Source organism: Reichenbachiella ulvae, assembly GCF_025833875.1.
In the GTDB taxonomy this organism is placed as follows: Bacteria; Bacteroidota; Bacteroidia; order Cytophagales; family Cyclobacteriaceae; genus Reichenbachiella; species Reichenbachiella ulvae.
Genome location: NZ_JAOYOD010000001.1, coordinates 4165601 through 4186553, shown reverse-complemented (window position 1 = coordinate 4186553; position 20953 = coordinate 4165601). Strand labels below are relative to the sequence as shown.

The 20953-nt window shown below is 42.3% G+C and carries 16 protein-coding genes; 11 read left to right on the top strand and 5 right to left on the bottom strand.

Annotated elements, in window-relative coordinates; all coding sequences use genetic code 11:
- Positions 1-51: 51 nt before the first annotated feature.
- A complete protein-coding gene (gene tpiA / locus N7U62_RS17005) occupies positions 52-807 on the bottom strand; it encodes a triose-phosphate isomerase (protein ID WP_264139250.1) in 756 nt (251 codons plus the stop codon).
- A 180-nt stretch (positions 808-987) separates the two neighbouring features.
- Here tpiA and N7U62_RS17000 point away from each other — a divergent pair, with 180 nt between their 5' ends.
- The 7 genes from N7U62_RS17000 to N7U62_RS16970 all read left to right on the top strand — a co-directional run bounded on the left by N7U62_RS17000 (position 988) and on the right by N7U62_RS16970 (position 8746).
- Positions 988-2778, top strand: a complete 1791-nt coding sequence (locus N7U62_RS17000; protein WP_264139249.1) for a glycoside hydrolase family 15 protein — start codon at positions 988-990, stop codon at positions 2776-2778.
- Positions 2778-3155, top strand: coding sequence for a RidA family protein (locus N7U62_RS16995; RefSeq protein ID WP_264139247.1), 378 nt, complete (start codon positions 2778-2780; stop codon positions 3153-3155). The genes N7U62_RS17000 and N7U62_RS16995 overlap by 1 nt, the downstream gene beginning before the upstream one ends.
- A 75-nt stretch (positions 3156-3230) precedes the next feature.
- Positions 3231-3452, top strand: coding sequence for a hypothetical protein (locus N7U62_RS16990; protein WP_264139246.1), 222 nt, complete (start codon positions 3231-3233; stop codon positions 3450-3452).
- Positions 3449-3874 (top strand): PIN domain-containing protein, encoded by a 426-nt coding sequence (locus N7U62_RS16985; RefSeq protein ID WP_264139245.1) that lies wholly within the window; start codon positions 3449-3451, stop codon positions 3872-3874. Before N7U62_RS16990 ends, N7U62_RS16985 begins: the two co-directional genes overlap by 4 nt.
- 74 nt (positions 3875-3948) lie before the next feature.
- Positions 3949-5010 (top strand): VOC family protein, encoded by a 1062-nt coding sequence (locus tag N7U62_RS16980; protein WP_264139244.1) that lies wholly within the window; start codon positions 3949-3951, stop codon positions 5008-5010.
- A gap of 42 nt (positions 5011-5052) precedes the next feature.
- Positions 5053-6936 (top strand): DUF4153 domain-containing protein, encoded by a 1884-nt coding sequence (locus tag N7U62_RS16975; protein ID WP_264139243.1) that lies wholly within the window; start codon positions 5053-5055, stop codon positions 6934-6936.
- 73 nt (positions 6937-7009) lie between these two features.
- Positions 7010-8746, top strand: a complete 1737-nt coding sequence (locus N7U62_RS16970) for a WG repeat-containing protein (protein ID WP_264139242.1) — start codon at positions 7010-7012, stop codon at positions 8744-8746.
- On the opposite strand, the gene N7U62_RS16965 is transcribed toward N7U62_RS16970, so the two are convergent.
- The 4 genes from N7U62_RS16965 to uvrA form a co-directional block, all read right to left on the bottom strand.
- Positions 8743-10080 (bottom strand): sensor histidine kinase, encoded by a 1338-nt coding sequence (locus N7U62_RS16965; RefSeq protein WP_264139240.1) that lies wholly within the window; start codon positions 10078-10080, stop codon positions 8743-8745. The two genes, N7U62_RS16970 and N7U62_RS16965, sit on opposite strands and share 4 nt — an antisense overlap.
- Before the next feature lie 114 nt (positions 10081-10194).
- Entirely contained in the window at positions 10195-12387 is a 2193-nt protein-coding gene (locus tag N7U62_RS16960) for a bifunctional alpha,alpha-trehalose-phosphate synthase (UDP-forming)/trehalose-phosphatase (RefSeq protein ID WP_264139239.1), read from the bottom strand.
- A 79-nt stretch (positions 12388-12466) separates the two neighbouring features.
- Complete coding sequence (locus N7U62_RS16955) at positions 12467-13642, bottom strand: exo-beta-N-acetylmuramidase NamZ family protein (RefSeq protein WP_264139238.1); 1176 nt, start codon at positions 13640-13642, stop codon at positions 12467-12469.
- A gap of 432 nt (positions 13643-14074) precedes the next feature.
- On the bottom strand, positions 14075-16867 hold the full coding sequence (gene uvrA / locus N7U62_RS16950) for an excinuclease ABC subunit UvrA (protein WP_264139237.1): 2793 nt from the start codon (positions 16865-16867) through the stop codon (positions 14075-14077).
- A 228-nt stretch (positions 16868-17095) separates the two neighbouring features.
- Between uvrA and N7U62_RS16945 the strand changes: the two genes are divergently transcribed.
- The 4 genes from N7U62_RS16945 (at position 17096) to N7U62_RS16930 (ending at position 20952) form a co-directional block, all read left to right on the top strand.
- Positions 17096-17866: an acyl-CoA desaturase gene (locus N7U62_RS16945; protein WP_264139236.1), complete on the top strand. Its 771-nt coding sequence runs from the start codon at positions 17096-17098 to the stop codon at positions 17864-17866.
- A gap of 123 nt (positions 17867-17989) precedes the next feature.
- A complete protein-coding gene (locus N7U62_RS16940) occupies positions 17990-19450 on the top strand; it encodes an aminopeptidase P family protein (protein WP_264139235.1) in 1461 nt (486 codons plus the stop codon).
- Positions 19451-19872: 422 nt separating this feature from the next.
- Entirely contained in the window at positions 19873-20124 is a 252-nt protein-coding gene (locus N7U62_RS16935; RefSeq protein WP_264139234.1) for a hypothetical protein, read from the top strand.
- 9 nt (positions 20125-20133) lie between these two features.
- On the top strand, positions 20134-20952 hold the full coding sequence (locus tag N7U62_RS16930; protein WP_264139233.1) for a polysaccharide lyase: 819 nt from the start codon (positions 20134-20136) through the stop codon (positions 20950-20952).
- Position 20953: the final 1 nt, after the last annotated feature.

The window sequence follows — 20953 nt, the reverse complement described above, 5'->3', positions numbered from 1 at the left end:
AAAACCGTCAGAGAATCTCGTGACGGTTTTTTTTGATTATTTCCTTAATTCTTAGAAGGCATTGACAATCGCAAGAAAATCATCAGCGTTAAGAGAAGCTCCTCCGATCAATCCCCCATCTACATCTGCTTGTGAAAATAGTTCCTTAGCATTTCCAGGCTTACAGCTACCACCATAAAGAATAGGGCAAGCATCGGCTGCCTCCTGACCAAACTTAGAAGCTAAGTGATCTCTCAATTCTTTGTGCATTTCTTGTGCCTGCTCTGAAGAAGCCGTTTTACCTGTACCGATCGCCCAGATAGGCTCGTATGCGATGGTAATTTTAGCAAAGTCCTCAGCTGACAAATGGAACAAGCTTTCTGTCAATTGCTCCTTTACAAACTCGTACATAGTTCCAGCCTCACGGATTTCTAATGGCTCACCACAGCAGAAGATAGGAGTCAACCCATTTTCCAAAGCGATATCGACCTTAGCAGCCAATAGCTCATTGCTTTCGCTGAAGTATTCTCTTCTTTCACTGTGTCCCAAAATCACATAATTCGCTCCGGTAGATTTTACCATCGACGCAGAAATTTCTCCTGTATATGCACCAGAAGCTTTATCGCTACAGTTTTGTGCAGCTATTTCGATTCCATTTTTTCCAGCTACATCCGCAGCTACAGCTGTCAGGTGAATGTATGGCGTACCTAATACAATCTGAGCTTTCTCAGATCCAGTAGATTTTTCTAATACCTCCAAAGCCAGTTTTTTACCCGCTTCCAGGTCATTGTTCATTTTCCAGTTACCCGCTACGATTTTTTGTCTCATTATTATGTGTTTTTTAAGGAATCGAAATTTTGATTGCACAAAGTTGTAAAAACTATGGCAAAAGTTGATGAATTTTCATCATTTTAGCAATAAGATTGAATGGCTCACACTCCCCCTAATTGTCAGTTTAATCACATGATTTTGAAAGCGTTTTTCTCACATTCATAAATACAATTAATTATGAGTAGGCACACCTATGATTTTGGAGTAATAGGCAATTGCGCATTTAGCGCGCACATCAAGACGGATACTAATATCGCCTGGATGTGTTGGCCGAGGTTTGATAGTTCGTTCATTTTTGGTAAAATGGTGGACGAAGAGAAGGGAGGAGAGTATTCCGTACTGCCTGCTGAGGGAGAGTTCAACACCAAACAATACTATGTAGAAAACACCAACGTACTTTGTACAGAGATAGAATGCTCTGATGGAGCAAAATACAAAGTCACTGATTTTGCTCCTCGTTTCGAGCAATACGAAAGACATTATAAACCGCTGATGCTCATCAGAAAGATCGAGCCTATCAACGGACATGCTACGATCAAAGTCAACTGCAACCCAGTAGGCGACTATGGCAAAAACATTCCTGAAAAAAGCATAGGGAGTAACCACATCCGATACATCGGTTTGGATGCTCAGGTTCGGTTGACCACTAACATCTCGATGAACTACATCATCAACGACCAGGAGTTTGTTCTCAACGAAACCAAATATTGCGTACTTACTTATGGACAGCCCATGGAGGCGGAGCTTAAAGAAACCTGTGAGACTTTCTTGAGCAGAACCGTAAGGTATTGGAGAAATTGGGTCAAAACCGCCAGTATCAACCATTTCCAGCAAAAAGCAGCCATTCGCTCAGCTTTGATCCTAAAGATCCATCAGTATGAAGATACAGGCGCCATCGTAGCAGCACTGACGACAAGTTTGCCAGAAGCACCAAAATCTACCCGAAACTGGGACTATCGCTTCTGCTGGATGCGCGATACCTATTATACACTCAACGCCTTCAATAACATCGGTCACTTCGAAGAATTGGAGCAGTACTTCCATTACATCATGAATATCACCAGCGCGGAAACCGAAAGGTATCAACCGCTAGTGGGAATCGGTGGAGAGAAGAAGTTGATCGAAATAGAATCAGACCTGAGCGGATATCAGGGCGAGAATCGACCCGTCCGTATCGGAAACCAGGCCTACGAACACATCCAAAATGATGTCTATGGTCAAGTACTCGTTTCACTGCTACCTTTGTATTATGATCAGCGTATCATCTTTACAGAAAAATTTGACAGTGGTGATTTGATTTTCAAGACACTGGGACTGATCGAAAAAACCATGGAGCAGAAAGATGCCGGACTGTGGGAATTCAGAAACCTACAGCAATATCACTGCTATACTTACCTGTTCCACTGGGCGGGATGTTTGGCTGCCAAAAAAATCGCAGCAGTGATCAAGGACGAAGAAATGGACAAGCTGGCGACCAGGCTCGGAAAAATCGCTCAGGAGAAAATCGAAAAGTGCTATAGCCCAGAGAAAAAAGGCTACAGTCAGGCAATTGGTACGGACCGAATGGATGCCAGCTGTCTGCAGCTGATCAACATGGGCTACCTCGATCCAAAAAGCGATCGAGCGAAAGAGCATTTGATCGCTATGGAAAGAGACCTGAAGGCAAGCAATGGTTTGTTCTACAGATACAAACATCAGGACGACTTTGGTGAACCAGAAACAACCTTTATGATCTGCGCCTTCTGGTATGTCGAAGCATTAGCTTGTGTAGGACGTGTAGACGAAGCGATTCAATATTTCGAACATCTGGTGAGTCAGTCCAACCATGTCGGATTGTTGAGCGAGGATGTCAATGAGCACGATGGTAGCATGTGGGGCAATTTCCCTCAGGCATATAGCCACGTAGGACTGCTCAACGCAGCTGAAAGAATAGCTCGTAAATTGGACATTGCAGATTTCAACTATTAATGATACAAAAGCGCATCTCCAGCGGCTCTACTTTCGAAGAGCTCATCGGCTATTCCAGAGCCGTTGTAGATGAGCACTATGTACATGTATCTGGTACTACGGGCTATGACTACAGCCAGATGACCATCTCAGACGATGTGGTCGAGCAGTGTCGCCAATGCATGGTCAATATCCAAAATGCCTTAAAAGAAGCGGACAGCTCGCTCGAAAAAGTGGTTCGCGTACAGTACATCCTTCCAGTTAGAGAAGATTTTGAACCGTGCTGGCCAGTATTGCGAGAGTTTTTTGGCGAAATACGTCCAGCAGCTACTATGATAGCAGCCGGCTTGGCCGACCCAGCCATGAAAATAGAAATAGAGGTGACAGCTGGACGTTGATAATCTGTTCCTCACTCAGAGAAGAATAGAAAACCCAAACAAATGTAATGAAGAGCCTAACCTGATTTAAATTGTATGCCGTATATTTATGGTATGCAAGTTGAAAGGTCAGATAAAGAGATAGTAGTTAGAATAACAGAAAACCTGGACTCCAAGAGACTTCAAGGGATTCTTGACTTAATTCGCTATGGTGAATTGACCGCAAAAAGTGAAGCTACTCAAGCAGAAGCCGACGAACTTGCCTCTTCTATCAACAAATCCTGGTGGGCTAAAAATAAGTCTAGATTTACTCAATGAAGGTCATCGTCGACACCAATATTGTGTTCAGCGCGATCTTAAATACAAATGGTAAAATAGCTCAAATACTATCCGAGCCAAATGTAACATTCCTTTCACCCTCCTACCTTTTAACAGAATTGGTTGAGCACCAAAATAAACTAATTAAACTACTCAAATCAGACCAGACAAAACTCACCGAGCTCAAGCAACTTGTGATTCGAAATATTCACTTTCTTCCAGAAGAGCAGATTTCTCCTCAACACTGGATCAGAGCAGAAGAATTAACTCTTGATGTGGATCATGACGACATTGCTTTTGTCGCATTGGCGTTAGAGCAAGACTGCCCTATCTGGACGGGCGACAAAAAACTCAGAAAAGGAATAAAACAAGTAGTAATGCTAGACACGAATGAAATAGTTGAATTGATCACAAATCAATGATTGTTTGGTGCAAATTGCACAACCCATGCGCTTCGACTACTTTTGGTTACTCAATTCGACTTTGATCTAAGAAAATGGAAGAAAAACTAATATATGGCATCCAACAAATGGGAGTGGGTGTCGACGATGCAGAAAAGGGGTTTCAATGGTATGCGACTAGGCTAGGTGCTGATGCCTGTATCTTCGATGACAACAATGAGGCAACCTACATGGCTCCCTATATGGGGGGTGAACCAAGAAAAAAAAGAGCCATACTTGCCATGAACCTACAGGGAGGAAGTGGCTATGAAATCTGGCAACACACGGGCCGCACTCCACTCAAAATGGAAAGCCCGCTTGATTTCGGTGATTTGGGAATCAATATGGCGAAGATCAAGTCCGTTGACATTCAAAGAAGCTTTGATCGACTCAAACATTTGGGTGTGGAGTTTTTGACCGAAATGGTCACAGACCCAGACGGATGTAAAAGTTTTTATATCCAGGATCCATGGGACAACATACTACAAATCAAAGAATCCGACTCCTGGTACGACGTAAAGAGCCATGACCTGGGAGGAGTGTTCGGCGCTACACTAGGTGTGTCGAACATAGACGAAACCATGAAGCTGTTCGCTGGTGTGCTAGGTTACGACCAAGTGGTATATGACAAAACTGAGGTCTTTGAAGACCTGGCCAGCTTAAATAAAGGAAAAGAAAAATTCCGCCGAGTTCTCCTCACTCACAAAAAGGACAGAATTGGAGGATTCACAGCGCTCTTCGGTGACAGCCAGATCGAATTGGTAGAGCGCCTGGATTCTACTCCTAAGAAATTGTTCGAAGGGCGATTCTGGGGTGATATTGGATTCATTCACTTGTGCTTCGATATCAAAAACATGAAGAAGATGGTGGAAGATTGCAAAGCTGCAGGCTTCCCATTTACTGTCTTGAGCAACGAGGATTTTGACATGGGAGATGCCAACGGTCACTGGGGATATCTGGAAGATCCCGACGGTACCTTGATCGAATTTGTAGAAACACACAAGGTTCCAGTTTTGAAGGCATTGGGCCTCAATATCAATTTGAAAAATAGGGATCCAAAAAAACCGCTTCCCAACTGGCTCATCAAAGCCATGAGAATCAAACGTAAGAAGTTCTAAGATTTTAACTAGTTTAGGCAATCACATCAGACCAGTGTCCACATGAGATTGCCTTCACTACACTACCTCAGCCAAAAAGCACTTGAGGGATTTCGTCTCTTTCCTCTTTCTATTTTATCTGGAATAGCTGCCTCTAGTGTAGCCATATATCTCGTAGAATATGAAAAAGACATTGAGAATTTCTTTCCCTATGTCAACTTTCTTCTTACTGCCGCACTCGGGATACCTCTCTATTTTTGTGTGTCTATTCTCATCAGACACTATTCTTTCAATAGATCAACCGCTTCTATTGCCTGGGTAGCTTCTACTGTTTTTCTGTTGTTGATCTATTTTTCACTTCCAGATGAAGAGTCTACGCATAACACGACCATTCCCTATGTCAGGTATGCCATTTTCAATGTAATCATACACCTGTTGGTCGCAATTATTCCCTATATAAAAGGCCATCATCTCAACGGGTTTTGGAACTATAACAAACTACTGTTCCTGCGCATATTAACCTCCCTGTTGTATTCAGGGTTCTTGTATGTGGGACTTTGTCTTGCCATTTTGTCTCTGGATCTTCTTTTCGATGTAGAAATAGAAGGGAAAATTTATTTCGAATTGTATATCTGGGTGCAAGGAGTTTTCAACACATGGTTTTTTGTGGCAGGAATTCCTAAAGATCTGAAACCTCAAGATGCAATCTATGAATACCCCAGAGGTCTAAAAATCTTCACTCAGTACATCCTGATGCCACTGCTGATTTTGTATCTGATCATACTCTATGCCTATGGATTAAAGATTGTAGGACTTTGGGATTGGCCCAGAGGTATTGTTGCCTATTTGATCACCTGTGTTTCTGTCCTGGGAATTCTTTGCCTTCTCCTGATGTATCCCTACAGTCAATCCGACAAAGGCAATGAATGGATGCAGCGCTTTTCCAAATTCTATTATTACGCGCTCATCCCTTTGATCGCTTTACTCTTTCTAGCCATACATATTAGGATAGCTGATTATGGCCTAACCATCAATCGCTACCTGCTGGTATTGATGGGGATATGGTTGAGTATCGTTTCGATATATTTTATGATCGGGCGTAGCAACATCAAATTCATTCCCATCTCACTGGCCGCCATATTATTGCTATGCTCCTTTGGTCCCTGGGGGGTGTTTTCGTGGAGCGAAAGAAGTCAGGTTAATCGACTTAAATACTATTGGGAAACCTATGGTGTACTCAAAGACGAACAGATCCAAAACGAAGTGATGTGGAACCTGGACAGCCTGCCCGACTTTTATACTTCTAAAGAACTCACCAACAATCACCTAATGCCTGACTCTATCCACAATGAGGTATTGTCAATCATGGAATATCTGGACGAAAACCATGGGATGAAGGCCATTCGGTCCTGGTATACCCAAAACCTAGATTCGATGGCATGGGTCCATGAAAAAGAAAACAAGTATGGCAAAAATGAAGCGGATCTGTATCTGGAATCGGCCGGAATCGAACCCTATCATAGATATAAAAGTGACTACATTTATTATGACTTTGATTGTTCCGAAAAGGAAATAATAAACATCGAGGGCTATGATCACATGCTATTCTTTCAAGACAATTTTTACAACAAAACTGGCAAAACCCATAGTTATCAAGTGGCAGATACGCTAATAAATGTATCGATCGATCAATCCGTGGGTGAAGGGGTCGTCATTCAATTCAATGATCGAAAGGACAGCATTTCACTCAGTAAAAAAACGAATGAACTGCGAAATAACTATGGCGAAAACTATGCAAAGGTTCCCCTTAAAGAAATGACCATCGATTATGAAAACGAAGGAATGCGTTATCGTCTGATAATTAATCAACTGCGCATGAATGGTGAAGGGGAAGAGGTAGAAATTTCCTATCTTGACTTTTCCTTGATGTGGCGAAATACCAACTAGCTACACATATGATTCGTTAGCAAAAATTTTAAAGGTAAATTCGCCATTCAAAAACCTCAATAATCTTAATTTTTTGAAGCTTTACACTCACATACATGACGGCCTGATGCACTTTGGATTAGTGGTCGCTACACTGCTCTTTGCTCAAGGTAGGTTGTATGCACAAAGTGAGTATGATAGCAGAGGTGGTATATCAGAGGGCCTAATTAGCGTCAGATCAGAGACTACCCATCTTTGGGGTTTTGTAGATAGCGATGATCAGCTGGTCATCCCCTGCAAATACGACATAGTGGAACCATTCGAAAATGACCGGGCGATAGTTCAATTCAGAGGGTTTTTTGGAGTAATCAATCGGCAAGATAGTTTGATCGTCGAACCTATGTACGACGATATACGATCCAAAGGTAATCTGGCATTTACTGTGCAATTGAGAGGTAAAGAAGGGCTGGTCGACCGATTTGGCAATGTTCTGTTACCTATCGAATATGAAAAAGTAATCGCCTTAAGTAGTGATTTAATTATCATCAAAAAAGAGGAAAACTGGGCTGTATCCAACAATCAAGGAGATATTCTTTCCGATTTTATCTATCGACAGATCTATCCGATGCGAGAAGGTATGATCAAAGTCAAAGTTGGAAGAAAATACGGTTATCTAAATCGTAAAGGAGAAATGACGATCCTACCGGAGTTTGATGACCTCAAGTACTTTTCTCAGGGCCTATCACCTGCCGAAAAAAACGACCGATGGGGAGCCATTGACATAAAAGGTCAGACCATTATTGACTATCGGTATGATAATATGGAACCCTTTCATTTTGAATTGGCTCAAGTAAGGCTCAAAAGTAAGTATGGTCTCATAGACAAAACTGGAAATCCTGTAATCGACATCAACTATAGAAGTGTCGAGGTGCTAGATCAAAATTTGTTTTATGCAGAAGACCTCATCGGCATATTGCTATTCGATATCAAAGGAAATCTACTCTCAGACAAGCACTATGACAAACCAGAATCCGCAGGTTTTAGGTATCAGGTCAGCGATGAAAAAATACTGGTTTCTCGTCAAGGGCTATTGGGCTATCTGGACAGTGATGGGGGCGAATTTGTCGCATGTCAATACGATGAAGCTGAGCCTTTTTCTAATGGGACTGCACGAGTGAAAGCCAATGGAAAATGGGGGCTTCTCAACAAACAGGGAATCCTCATCCTAGATACTGAATATGATGAAATCTCCAGATTCAACAATGATCTGGCCATCGTACATCAAGACGGCATGAAAGGGATTGTAAATCGATCAGGCAGACCGATTACCAGAGTGGTTTATTCTAACATCGAAAGTACTCACGACGATCAATTCATCGTTCGTCAAAATGGAAAATATGGAATGCTCAATCATTTTGGGACTCCTTTTGTGGATATTAAATATGACAGCCTGATCAAAAATCTTCATAGCCCTGGATACTACATGAAACTCAATGGTAAATGGGGCTACATGGATGAAAGCGGAAAAATGCTGCTACTATGTGAGTATGACGACCTGGATGTTCATGACAATGGCGAAACAGTCGTGGCGCTAAAAAAGGGAAAAGCTGCTATTATGAATCTGGACATGATCTACAAAATCCCTTTTGTATATGACAAAATCACCCTGACTACAGATGGATATGCCATCATAGAAAAAAAAGGGAAGGTAGGGCTTGCCACAGTTTCTGGTCAGATATTAATCAAACCTAACTACGAAGACATTCGAAACATTTCATTCAATTCGGCTGAAGTAGCCAAGAGGGGGCATTGGAGCATCAAAGAATATTAGGCTCGGTTGAGCAAAAAGCTCATGGTAGTTCCTTCATTGGGCTGGCTGATTACTTCCAGATTCGACTTGTGTGCCTGTATCAAAGCCCGGCAGATTTTTAACCCAAGTCCCATTCCCTTCTCTTTTCTGGTTCCTAGTTTGGTATTAAAGGTATTTTTAAGCTTCGCCAATTCATCAGCAGTCATCCCCATACCATGATCGCGAACCGATATTCTCACCTTGCTCCCTTCGGGCCTGGATTCTAATACTATCGCAGTTCCCTTATCCGAAAACTTGATGGCGTTGCTAATAAAGTTTCTTAGAATCGTCTTGATCATATCGGGTTGACCATATACATTATCAATCGTCAAACTCACCTTAAACTCAATCTGCTTTTCTTCAAATGCATCTAAAAACAAGAATTTCAAATCCTCTATAATACTTGACAAGTTCACCGGTCCTTTTTCAAAATCTGCTTCATCACTCTGACTCTTAATCCAAATCAAAATGTCATTGACCAAAAAATTGACCGTAGATACCTGCTGCTCTACTTTTTCCAAATATTCACGGCTTTCCTCTGGGCTCAAGCTTCCACTTTTCGTCAAAGACAAAACACCCTGCAAACTCGCCAACGGGGATCTCACATCATGAGCCAATATGGCGATCAAATCCCTCCTCATTTCACTAAGAGCATTGATTCGCAGATAGCTTTCCTTGATGTCCTTTTCGTCAGACATCAATGAGGCAGCTCGATTATAACTCAACCTCCGCTGTCTTTCGATCTGGTATTTGGTAAGAAGCGATGCGCATATGGCCATAGTATAAATCAGCGATACATTGATGATACGAACCAATGGCAGCTCAAAAAGAAACACCAGAAATATGATCAAGACCACAAGAACGAATGGCACGATACCTAGCATCTGACGATAGAGTATGCCTGAAAAAATAAAGGAGCCGAATATGGCAATCAATACGATGCTATCGAGTCCCTTACCATTGTCCCCATTGAGGTATAACATGCATAGTTGGGAAACGATGGTAAATACACACAAAAAAACTGCAAAGGAGTAGAAAGAAAAATTCTGAAATAGATGCTTGAAGCGGTTGGTATATACACTCATTGCCACATATACTGGCAGAATGAAAAACACCTGAAACTGTAATGATATCAGGTCACGCTGTTCCGTAAAATAAAAGTCTTTCGCAGCATATATTGCGTTGAAACCGATCAGCATCAGTAGAAATATCTTTACCAATCTAGATTCAAACTGAATATTATCCAACCTGAAACTTTCTTCAATCTCTTCATCATGAAAATGAAGACTCCACGTATTTATAAAAGACTTAGACATTCACTATTAACCCGCTTCTCCCAGTAATATAATGAGTTAGTCATTGACTTAAAAAGAAAATGCAAGCATTCAGAGTGCTTGCATTTTCTATTAAGACTGTTTTCGAATCTTCGTTTATTGTTTCGGCAATTCCCTTAGCAAATCCCTGACCATATCCGGACCTAAAATACTATACTTGGCAGCAGACTGATTACCACCTACTTTGATGGTGTGCGCTGTTTTCGGCATAGCCTTGAAGGTATCCTCATCTGTCCAGTCGTCACCGATAGCCATCACAAAGTCTGCATTATATCTCTTGATCCAATTCGCTGCGGCACGGCCTTTATTCACTTCCGTACTCTTAATCTCAATCACCATATCCCCTTCTAAAACCTGAAGGTTTTGGTTAGAGGCCAAATATTTTAAGTGGCTCATGAGCTCTCGGGTTCTGAGTTCTCCCAGACCTGTCTCTACCTTTCTGTAGTGCCATACCAGCGAATAGTCTTTTTCTTCGATGAAAGAACCTGGTGTTCTATTCACATAGCTCTCCAGTACATCCTTGATATCGGCTTTCCAAGAGTCAGTCAGATCCGTGATCGTTTCCCAGGTAGCACCAGACTTTCTCAACCAAACGCCATGTTCAGCTATTAAGTCCATTTTACGATTTCCAAACCATTTCTCAAGCGTATTTTTTCCTCTACCACTGATGATCACAATATGTGTGTTTTCTTCCAGAAGGAGGTTGTTCAGAATCGTGTATAGGTCATCGTTAGGCAATGCCATCAACGGATCTGGATGGAAGCCTGTCAACGTACCATCATAATCCAGGAAGAGTAGCTTTTCTTTCGCAGATTTGAAATCCTTCTTGATCTTCTTGATGGTCTTTTCATCTATATTCTTAGTCTTCTGAGCCAGCTGCTGATTTTTTACATGATCCAGACGATTCATGAATAGGTCTACCCAATGATAGATATTATATCTTTTCAGGGTTTCCTGCATCACAGACAAACGAGCGATTTGCTCTTCTTCTTCCATTTCCAGGGCCTCCTTAATCGCCTCTACCATCTGCTTTTGATTGTTTGGATTGACCAAAATCGCTTCTGATAGCTCTTTAGATGCACCAGCCATTTCACTCAGAATCAGCACACCTTTTTTCTCCAGCTTACTGGCGATGAATTCTTTAGCCACCAGATTCATACCATCTCTCAATGGACTCACAAAACCGACATGGGCTATTCTATAAAATGCCGATAAAGAATGAAGCGGATAAGACCTAAAGAAATAGTGAACAGGTGTCCAGCTCAATCGTCCAAAGCAACCATTGATCCTACCTACCAACAAATCAATTTCTTCTTTCAGCTCTTTATATTTTCCAACTTGATATCTGGAAGGAACCACGATCATAACCAGGGAAACCTTCTGCTGATATTCAGGATATTGCTCCAGGAACTTTTCAAAGGCCTTCACTCGTTGAGGTATACCTTTAGAATAGTCCAATCGGTCAATGGACAGCATCACTTTTGGACTACCGATGGCCGTACGATATTCTACCTCCTTTTGCAGTGTCTCTGGCAATGAAGCTGTACTATGATATTTGTCATAGTCGATCCCCATTGGCAATGAGTCTGCCATGATCTGACGATTGTTGTAGTTGATGATACCATGGTTGTTTCCTATACCTGCCAATCTGTTGACAGAAGAAAGGAAGTGACGTGTATCATCGTAGGTATGGAAACCTAAGAAATCCGCTCCCAGCATACCTAATAGAATCTCTCTTCGGAAAGGAAGGATTCTAAAGGATTCGTACGAAGGGAAAGGAATATGTAGAAAGAAACCTATTTTCAAATCTGGCTTTTTCTGTCTCAAAAGTGCTGGCACCAATAGCAATTGGTAATCGTGCACCCATATCGTATCGTTCTTATTTGCCTGAGACAAAATCGCATCGGCAAATTTTTGATTCACTTGTTTGTAAGACTCCCAGGTATCCTCATTGAAAATCGAATACTGGTTGAAATAGTGAAAGTTGGGCCAAAGGGTCTCATTAGAAAAACCTTCGTAGTAAAGCTCCAAATCCTCGTCAGTGAGGAATACAGGATACATACTCTGTGAGGTTAATATCTCTAAGGTGGTTTTTTCCTCAGCCTTAGATTCTAAAGTCGCCCCGGGCCAACCGATCCAAACATTGTTTCCGCTTTTGTAGATGGAGCCCAGGCCTGTGGCGAGCCCTCCTTCTGTAGGTTGAAAATCCAGTCCTTCCTCATTGCGGACAACTTTTACAGGAAGACGGTTTGAAACTATAATGGTTTTGGGGTCGGGTTTACTTGACATTTGCAATATTTTCGTGATCTATAAGCTTAAAATAGCTGGCTCAAAATTAGTGATTATCGGGTAGACGCTGTGGTGCTGCTCAATACAATAACATGTCTTTTCGCATGTTATGAAATGATTCCAATCCCTGATTCTCTATTTCTTCCAGCTTTTGAAAATCCCCATTCGACTCTACCCAATGACGAATCTGATCCGTTCCATTGAGGATATCGATGGGTAGCAATTTCTCTTCATATTCATATGGCGGCTGTTTCCAGACAAAGTTTTCACCCAAGTGGTGATAGAAACTTTGGCACAACAACTGACCTACTCGCCAGGGCTTGAACAAGGCAAAATCTGTAACATGGATCTGATATCCGTGACAAGGCACACCGGCATGTTTCTGAAAGGTAGGCAAAAAACTAACAGGCCGCAGGATAAAACCCCGAAGATTTGCCTTTTCAAAGCCTATTTGTAAGCTTTCCAACAAATCATAGTTTTTGATTTTTGGATGACCGACAGTCTCCAGGCTCTTAGTGGTCCCTCTTCCTTCCGACACATTCGTTCCTTCAAAAAGCACCGTTCCCACGAAAGGAAAGGCCGATTCCGGATTGGGCAAATTGGGAGAAGGAAGCACCCACGGCAGTCCTGTTTCCAGAAATGTCATCGATCTTTCCCAGCCATCCATCTTGATGATCCTTAATTCACAATTCAGGTCCCATTGACTTTTGGCCATGACCGCCACCTCTCCGATAGTGAGCCCGTGTCTCATGGGTAATGGATAGCGACCTACGAAAGATCTAAAGCTCATATCCAACACATTGCCTTCCACAGCCACTCCTCCGATAGGGTTGGGTCTATCGAGTACGATTACCTCCACACCGTTTTCGGCACAGGCCTCCATCATATAGGTCAGGGTATATATATAGGTATATACTCTCGTACCCACATCCTGAAGATCGACAATCACATGGTCGATACCTTCCAGCATCTCTGCGCTTGGCTTTCTGGTTTCTGAATAGAGACTGTAAACAGGCAGTTGAAAATGGGAATGAAAAAAATGGTCGCTCTCGACCATATTGTCCTGCACATCGGCGAACAAACCGTGCTGCGGCGAAAAGAGTTTTTTTAAACGATCGCCAAAAAGTGACTTGATTTTATAAATTCCATGACGATAGTTTTCATCGACAGATGCCGCATGACAGAGATAGGCGACATTGCCTTTGATCTCCTGCACATGGCTATCGAGCTTCATCAGCCCCGTTTTTACTTTCATGAATCAAATATAGAAAGCAATCGTCATGCTGAAAGGCTAAGCCTTAGTTTTATAAGGCCACAAATGCTGAATGACCTAATAGTAAATGATGCTAAAACATTGGCTTTTACAAATACGTCATTGGTAGAGGTACTAGAGGCACGAAAATAATCAAAGTGGTATTGTAGAAATAAAACCTCGAATATGCACTAGAGTTCTTAACGACACTTTTACATCGAAATACTCCGAATGGTTGACGCAACTTTAGTTTGAAAAATCGCCGATTCAACCCATTAGGTAGTTTCTAATGCGTAGCATTGGATGCTAGTGAATTTCTACCTGAAGTAATAATTAGCAATCTGGCTAAACTAGGTTCATTCGATTTTTAAACAAATCCAACTCCTATTAACCTAATAACCATTAACTCCGGCTTTTGCTCATGCATAAAGCAGGTTATAGTTTCTCCCGGAGATACTCAGCTGTATAATTATCCTTCAGCTTCACCATTTCTTCCGGAGTCCCTTCAAAGCAGATCTGTCCCCCTTGATCACCTCCGTCAGGTCCCAGATCGATAATCCAATCCGAAGATTTGATGATTTCCATATTGTGCTCGATGATGATGGCAGTATTGCCCTGGTCTACCAGGGCATTGATGGATGCCAGCAATTTCTCTATATCCTTGAAGTGAAGGCCAGTCGTCGGCTCGTCAAAAATGAAAAGAATCTTTTCCTTTTGTGCTGCCTGACCTCTGCCTAAGAATGAAGCTAGCTTCACACGCTGAGCCTCACCACCACTGAGTGAATTAGAGCTTTGGCCTAGCTTGACATAACCGAGCCCAACATCGAATAGCGGTTGCAACTTGGATACGATGGCCTTCTGATCTTCGAAAAATTCCAAACTCTCCTCGATACTTAGGTCCAAAATATCCGCAATGTTCTTATTCTTATATTCTATGGCCAGCACTTCCTCTTTGAATCGCTTGCCTTTGCATTCGTCGCAAGTCAGGTGTAGATCGGCCATGAACTGCATTTCGATTTTCACCTCGCCTTCTCCCTGGCAGGTTTCACATCGACCTCCCTCTACGTTGAAGGAGAAATGTGCTGGTTTCAAACCTCGCTGTTTGGCCAATGGCTGATCTGAATAAAGCGAACGAATCGCATCATAGGCTTTGACATAGGTGACTGGGTTCGACCTTGAGCTTCTACCCAAAGGATTCTGATCGATCATCTCCAGCTTTTGGATCATTTTGTAATCACCATCCAGGCCAGAAAATCTACCTGTTTCTTCTCCTGTCACCCCAAAGATCTTACCCAATGCCGGGTACAATATTTTACGAATCAACGTCGACTTGCCCGAACCACTGACGCCCGTTACCACTGTCAAAACTTCCAAAGGAATTTTGACATCCAGCTCCTTCAAGTTGTTTTCTCTGGCACCATATAGATCGATGCTATATTTCCAGGGTCTTCTCCTCGTAGGAACTGGAATGGTTTCGGTCCCATTCAGGAATCTGGCGGTGATAGAATTCTGCTCTTTTTGAATGTCATCCCATCCCCCCTGAAAAACCAACTCTCCACCATGGATACCAGCCGCAGGCCCAATATCGATGATCTGATCTGCGCGGCGCATCACCTCTTCCTCGTGCTCTACGACTACTACCGTATTGCCCAAATTCCGTAGTGTACTCAACACATTGCCCAATCGAGCGGTATCTCTAGGATGCAGACCGATACTCGGCTCATCCAAAATGTACATCGAACCCACCAGAGCACTTCCCAGAGAGGTAGCCAGTTTAATTCTTTGGTACTCCCCACCTGAGAGGGTAGAAGTCAGTCGGTTCAAGGTCAAATATCCAAGGCCAACCTCCTGCATGTAGGCCAATCGGTTTTGTATCTCTTTCAGTATGCGTTTAGCCACCTTGGCCTGGTACTCATTCAGTTCCAGTTCTTCAAAAAATTGGTATGCTTCACCGAGCGGCATCAAAACCAGTTCAGAAATCGATTTGCCACCAATTTTCACATAGTTGGCGTCTTTTCTCAGACGTGTCCCTTTACAATCCGGACAGGTAGTTTTTCCTCTGTATCGAGAGAGCAACACACGATACTGAATCTTGTGCAGTTGCGATTCTATGAATTTGAAAAAGGCATTGATGCCCTCAAATTTTCCTTTTCCTTCCCAGAGCAATTCGATCTGCTCTTCGGTCAATTCTTTGACCGGCCTATGAATAGGAAAATCAATTTTATGTGCCATGTCTAGCAAAGGCTTCAACCATTTCTTCATGGTTTCACTTCTCCAGGGCACGATGGCATTTTCGTAAACCGATAGATTCTTGTCTGCAATCACCAAATCTGGGTCGATGCCTAATACTTTACCAAAACCCTCGCATTTGCGACATGCCCCATAGGGGTTATTAAAGCTGAATAGGTTGACACTTGGCTCTTCGAATTCCATTCCGTCTAGTTCGAAGCGATCCGAATATCGAACGACATCCTCTTCACGAAAATGCACGTGACAAGAACCATGGCTCTCAAAGAAAGCCGTCTGTACCGAGTCGGCCAATCTGAAATTGGCATCTTCATCTTCTCGATTGACACTCAGTCGATCAATTAATATTTCCACCTCAGAAGGGTCCAGCTTTTGCGCATCCAGCTCCTCGATGTATTGCATGTCACCTTTTACCAATACTCGGGTAAAGCCCTTGCTCAGTAGGATGTTGAGTTCTTCTTCGAGCGTTCGCTCCTCATGCAAGGCCAAAGGAGCAGCAATCATAAATTTCGACCCTTCCTCTTTGGCATTGATTGCATTTACTACTGTGGCGACCGTATCTCTTTTGACTACCTCACCGCTGATAGGCGAAATCGTTTCCCCTATTCGAGCAAAAAGCAATTTGATGTAATCATAAATTTCCGTGGTGGTTCCGACGGTTGATCGTGGGTTTCGATTATTTACTTTTTGCTCGATGGCTACAGCCGGCGATATGCCTTTGATGTAATCCACCTCAGGTTTTTCCATCCGGCCGAGAAACTGACGCGCATAGGAGCTCAGACTTTCCACATATTTTCTTTGACCCTCCGCAAAGAGCGTATCAAAGGCCAGCGAAGATTTTCCCGATCCAGACAGACCTGTGACTACTACCAATTTGTTTCTGGGAATAGCCACGCTCAAGTTTTTGAGATTATTGACTCGAGCTCCTTTGATTAGAATAAAATGTTTAGGATCTAATTCGTCAATATTAGCTTCTGCCATTGTACTTTGTTTTTTGGCCATTTTGGGATGTGGAAATTTATAATCTGCCTGCCTATTGGCAAACGCGCTTGTCTGTTCAACAGGCAGGCCTGTCTGCCGACAGGCAGGCAAAAATAGACATACGAAGATGATTTACCGCTGATTAAAAAAAATTGAAAAGTTTTTTCTGCTTTTTGTCACAAACCCGAATTGACATTGTCTTATAGGAAACCGAAACAACGGAGAATTATGGAAATTTTAATATTTATGTTGGTGATGTGGTACGGAGGATTGTTCTTCCAGACCTTCTTCTTGCACAGGTATTCTGCACACCAGTCCTTCACCATGTCCAAATTTGGTGAAAAATTGACTTTTATTTTAACATGGGTCTTTCAGGGTTCAAACTACCTGAGCGCCTATGGCTATGGTGTAATGCACCGTATGCACCATGCCTATGCTGATACCGAAAAGGATCCGCATTCGCCAAAATACGACGACAACATGTTCTCGATGATGTGGAGAACAAAAAACACTTACTCAGCTATCACTGCTAAACAAGTAGAGGTTGAGCCAAGATTTACTGAAAACGTACCTGAGTGGCCATTGTTTGACAAATTCGCCAGATCTTGGGTATCTAGATTGATGTGGGGTGCATTGTACACCTTGTTTTTCTATCAATTTGCAACTGCATGGTGGCAGTGGGCATTCCTTCCAGTAGCATTTTTGATGGCGCCTATCCACGGTGCAATTATCAACTGGTTTGCTCATATCTATGGTTATGTCAATTTCAAAGTTGGCGATACTTCTAAGAACCTGTTGCCAGTAGACATCCTAATGATGGGAGAAGGCTATCACAACAATCACCACAAGCATGGCAACAGAGCCAACTTCGGTGGAGTGAGATGGCACGAAGTAGATCCTACCTATGTGATCATGTGGGTAATGGACAAACTCGGAATGATTCACATCAAGAGACTGGAAGTTTCTGTGAAACGAGAAAATCTTAAAAAAGCAGCCTAAGCACTGCATTATGAAAAATTAAAACCCTGATCATTTACGATCAGGGTTTTTTTATGTCTGAGTTTTTGACCACTCATCATTTTTTGATTTGACTTCTCCTCATTCTCCAGCTATCTTGTCTATATGAAATCATTAGCCCTTACATTGACCCTTTGCTTGAGTTTATTTTCTCTTTTACTCCAGGCACAACCCGATGATTATTTACCGATGGACTTTCATGCCGAAAGAAGGCAGGCCCTAAGAGACAAAATGCCCGACAACTCAGTCGCAGTTTTTTTCTCTAATCCCATCCGCAACCGTGCCAATGATGTAGACTACATCTATCATCAAGACCCTAACTTCATGTATTTGACAGGGCATAGAGAGCCACATTCCGTTTTGCTCATTTTCAAAGAAGAGCAAAAAGTAGAAGGAAAGAGGTTCGACGAAATTCTCTTCGTTAGATCAAAAAATGCACTGGCCGAATTGTACGATGGCTATCGCTTAGGAAAAGATGGGGCCAAAGACAAATTGAAAATGGAGGTGGTTTTCGAAACACCCAGATTCGAATCCTTCAATCTGGATTTTTCCAAATTCGACAAAGTACTGTTCTATGATTTCATGAACGATGTAAGGCAGACCGAAGAAGAAGGTGATCTTTATGATCTAATTGCGCAGTTCAAAGACAAGGTCAACTACAACCAGAACGATCTCAACATCGAACCACAATCCAACAATCTGGATGTTGTATTGCTCGACCTATATATGACCGAACTCCGTGAGATCAAAACAGAAGCAGAGCTAGACCTACTCCGCAAAGCAGTAAGTATATCTGCCATTGGCCAGGTAGAAGTAATGAAAGCCATGAAACCTGGTATGTCCGAAACCGAAGTGCAGGGCATGCACGAATTCATTTTCAAAAAATACCAGGCCGAATACGAAGGTTATCCCAGTATAGTAGGAGCAGGTCACAATGGATGTGTCCTTCACTACATCGACAACTACAAGCCAGCCATAGAAGATGGCGAACTGATACTCATGGATTTAGGAGCAGAGTATCACGGATATACTGCGGACGTTACTCGTACGATTCCCGTCAATGGAAAATTTACTGAGGAACAAAAACTCATTTACGACCTGGTCTATGAGGCACAGCAGGCAGCCGCAGATTCTTGCCAGATTGGGTTGCCCTTCTCGACACTCTACGATATCACCGCCAAAATCGTAAACGAAGGTCTGGTGGAATTGGGAATCTATAAAAGCACAAAGGAGATAGACATCATCAACCCCGACACAGGTCGCAACCGCTACTACCCTCATGGCTGCTGTCACCATATAGGGCTAGATGTACACGACAAGGGGATTTACGATCGATTGGAAAAAAATATGGTGATCACCATCGAACCAGGCATTTATATTCCGGAAGGAAGCCCAGCCGCCAAAAAATGGTGGAATATCCCAGTGCGCATCGAGGATGATTACCTTGTGACAGAAGATGGGTGTGAAAACTTATCGATTAGAGCCCCAAGACAATCAGAAGAAATAGAAAAAATGATGGCAGAGCCTAGTATGTTTACTGACTACACACTTCCAGATTTGGATTAAAAATCTGCATCAATTCTATAACAAGAAGGTTTTTGGGCTTTTATCCAAAGGGAGGTAAATTGAAATATGAAAACCTTCCAATTAGTTTTAATAGTTCTATTCTTCTCAGCTTGCCAAAATGAATCACATGAAGAAATAGTCAGGCAGCAAAAATTGCGTGTGCTCAAATTTGAAGTACAGGCACTTATCCACCAAAATCAAGAATTGAGTCGAATTCTTTATAAAATGAATTCGAACCATCATTCCTTAAGGCCCTATGTTGACCAACAAATCGACAGATTAGAAACTGTAAAAACTAAGATTCTCGATATCTCAATCGATTCTTTGCAACCCAATCCAACATCAGCCAAACATCATTGGTCAATAAAAAACACCTATTACCCTCATACCTTCAAATTTAGAAATCGAAATGTCACTAAAAATTGACCCAATTGGTACATGATTGTTTAGAAACCTATGACCAACATCTCCTTACGGATAGTCATCTCGTAGAAGATTTCTTCAACCAGAATATTCCAGACAACACAGACAAAAAACACCTCTTTGATAATCTAAACAATGTTGAATCCATCCAACTACTCGAAATGGCTCAAATATCTATTCTTTTGGAAGAAAACAGGTATTTGCTTTCCCATTTTGATCATGCCATCAACCGGATGTATTTAAAGATGTAGATTAGAAACATGAAAAAGATTTTTCTACTTAGCATGCTCATGGGATCTATGATCTCATCACAGACCCAAATAATTTACAACCAATCATTCGAAAATTGGAACCACGGGGACAGCTATACTTCGGCTCACTTAAAAAAAGACGGCTTTTCATTTGATTGGACAGCTGGGTTTGACGAATCAAGAGTGATAGTTGACAGCACCCAGGCGCACACGGGTAAATTTTCCATTCGAGTCAAATATCCGAAAGATGCAGTCGGACCGAGTCAGGGTGGTGCACAGGTTCCACTGAATTTTGAGGGTAAAAAAGAAGTCTACATTTCCTATTGGCTTTATTTCAGTGACAATTTCGATTGGGGTGGCAAACACGAAGGAGGGAAGCTCCCCGGTCTGGCTACTGGGGATAATTGCAGCGGTGGACAAACTTGCGACGGAACCAACGGCTTCACTGCAAGGCTGATGTGGCGAAAGGGCGGAGAGGCAGTACTCTATCTCTATCACATGGACAAGCCAGGAAAGTATGGGGAGGACATTCCTCTAATGAATGGCGAACAGCAAGTGGTATTCGAAAAAGGCCAATGGTATCAGGTCACCGAACGAGTCAAAATCAATTCTGACAATAACAAGGATGGTGAAGTCGAAATTTGGATCAATAGAAATCCAGCACTACTAAAAACAGGAATCCAATTTGTCAATGATGGCAGCCTGATTGATAACTTTTACATCTCTACCTTTCATGGTGGAGCAGATATCGAGTGGGCTCCAGGGGAAGATTGTTATATATGGATGGATGACTGGATCGTCTCTACTGATAAAGCAGATGTTCTCTAAA